The organism is Paenibacillus sp. 01L418, assembly GCF_056400045.1.
This window is the reverse complement of record NZ_JBFTSN010000678.1, coordinates 1-2099: the sequence shown is the minus strand read 5'-3', so window position 1 is coordinate 2099 and position 2099 is coordinate 1. Positions and strand designations below refer to the sequence as shown.

Here is a 2099-nt window from a genome sequence, read left to right as displayed (position 1 = left end):
CTATAACGGCCTCATTCAGCTTCGCTCCGTCCCCCCATTGGGGCGCGCGGATAAGAAGACGGCTGCTTTCAAAACTCTCTGGAATGGATAACAGCAACGGGTTGTTATTATAATGGCTCATCCTAACGCACCTCCAAGAATGGCTTCCTTTCAGCCGAATATTATAATCGTCTGCCTTTTTCATCTAAATGAATATCTAAAGCTTTGATCGTTCTTATTAAAACTTTAATGAGTAAATATAGACAATAAATACCCATAAGCGCAACGACACCATACACAATAAACAATACTATTGGAAATATTCCTAATATAATACCTGATGACATACCGTCCATTACCTCATATCCCCCTTATGTATTTATTTTAAAGAACAGAAAAGTTCAGTTATGTATTAACTTACAGATATTAACTGTAAAATGCAATCATCCCTACGATCATTTTTACCTACGACTATGATATTGCGTCAAGGGCAAGCATTCTTCTGAGCAAAAAAAAGAGCCACAGCTAAAATTCTCTTATCGAAGTAGGTGCCTGGACATTTCTTCAATAGAGGGATTTTAGTATGACTCACTATCAGATTAATGCATATTCTGAACCTTTAGCATTTTTTAAACCCATCAATCTACTCATTCAAATACGTCGTCACCCGATTCTGGATCAGCTTGCTTACTTCTTCCGCAGATTTCTGCCCGCTCATGAAGCTATTGAACTCCTCCATGGCGATCATTAGCACCTTCATATCGCTAAATCTTCGAAAATCCGTCTACCGACTGAACGTACTTCTCCACGTCTGCCAGCGAGATGGATTCCATGCTCATGCCGCCTTCTCCCGTTTCCTGCGATACTTTGTATTCCTTCAAGTCGATATGAATGTTTGTATGCTTTTCCTCAAATTTTACCATCACTGACGTTTTAATACCACTATCGCTGATCCATCCTGCTGACGTTTAAGCGATGTTTACTTTTACTGCCGATACCGCAACCTACTTTTCACCCAAAACAACTTTTTCATATACGTTTCCGTTCAGTGAGATGTGCACTCCAGCGGATATCATGATCTCCGACCAACGTTAATTCTCATTTGGAGTACATTTCGAAGCTAGCATCGGCTAATGCTATGAAGGAGGTTTTAAAGCAATACAAAAAAAGCTCATTAGATAAAATATCTAATGAACTATCGTTTATGCAATATGGTGCCGATGAGAGGACTCGAACCTCCACGGTTTCCCTCACGATTTTGAGTCGCGCGCGTCTGCCATTCCGCCACATCGGCATTTGAGTAAAGATGGCGTGCCCTAAGAGATTCGAACTCCTGGCCTTTTGATTCGTAGTCAAACGCTCTATCCAGCTGAGCTAAGGGCACATTTTATAAAATTGTAATGGAGGCGCCACCTAGACTCGAACTAGGGGTAGAGCTTTTGCAGAGCTCTGCCTTACCACTTGGCTATGGCGCCAACTTAAATGGAGCGGAAGACGGGAATCGAACCCGCGACCCTCGCCTTGGCAAGGCGATGCTCTACCGCTGAGCCACTTCCGCAACTAAATGGCTGGGGATTCAGGGATCGAACCTGAGAATGACGGAGTCAAAGTCCGTTGCCTTACCGCTTGGCTAATCCCCAACAAAAAATGCCATACTACTTATTAAAAAATGGGGCGATCGAGGGGAATTGAACCCCCGAGTGTCGGATCCACAAACCGATGCGTTAACCACTTCGCCACGACCGCCATAAATAAAATCAGGTGCTGGACAAAAAAGAAAACCCACTTTTGTGGGTCGTCTGCTAATGCATGCATTAGCAAGTTGCGCCCTGAAAACTGGATACGAAAGATTAGGCTTGCTGAAGCCTTTTATGCTGCTGTCTACCGGATGTATGGGTCACAGTAAACGTGTTTAGGATAAGCCCTCGACCGATTAGTATTCGTCAGCTACACACATTGCTGTGCTTCCACCCCGAACCTATCAACCTCGTCGTCTTCAAGGGGTCTTACATACTGGGAAATCTCATCTTGAGGGGGGCTTCACGCTTAGATGCTTTCAGCGCTTATCCCGTCCGTACTTGGCTACCCAGCGGTGCTCCTGGCGGAACAACTGGTACACC

2 protein-coding genes, 6 tRNA genes, 1 rRNA gene and 1 pseudogene are annotated in these 2099 nt (G+C 44.3%); all 10 read right to left on the bottom strand.

The genetic code is table 11. The features are described 5' to 3' along the window. Positions 1–121: pseudogene (locus tag AC1DSE_RS34570) on the bottom strand (GNAT family N-acetyltransferase); the annotation flags it as partial. A gap of 40 nt (positions 122–161) precedes the next feature. Then, on the bottom strand, positions 162–335 hold the full coding sequence (locus tag AC1DSE_RS34565) for a hypothetical protein (protein ID WP_477509958.1): 174 nt from the start codon (positions 333–335) through the stop codon (positions 162–164). Positions 336–743: 408 nt separating this feature from the next. Then, positions 744–905 (bottom strand): hypothetical protein, encoded by a 162-nt coding sequence (locus tag AC1DSE_RS34560; protein WP_441884996.1) that lies wholly within the window; start codon positions 903–905, stop codon positions 744–746. Positions 906–1191: 286 nt separating this feature from the next. Then, a tRNA-Leu gene (locus AC1DSE_RS34555) sits at positions 1192–1273 on the bottom strand. Between the two features lie 13 nt (positions 1274–1286). After that, a tRNA-Arg gene (locus AC1DSE_RS34550) sits at positions 1287–1363 on the bottom strand. 17 nt (positions 1364–1380) lie between these two features. Further along, a tRNA-Cys gene (locus AC1DSE_RS34545) sits at positions 1381–1454 on the bottom strand. Between the two features lie 8 nt (positions 1455–1462). Further along, positions 1463–1537 (bottom strand) — tRNA-Gly (locus AC1DSE_RS34540). A 7-nt stretch (positions 1538–1544) separates the two neighbouring features. Then, positions 1545–1619 (bottom strand) — tRNA-Gln (locus AC1DSE_RS34535). Positions 1620–1649: 30 nt separating this feature from the next. Continuing rightward, positions 1650–1725: transfer RNA gene (locus tag AC1DSE_RS34530), tRNA-His, on the bottom strand. 167 nt (positions 1726–1892) lie between these two features. Further along, positions 1893–2099 (bottom strand): 23S ribosomal RNA (locus AC1DSE_RS34525); the annotation flags it as partial.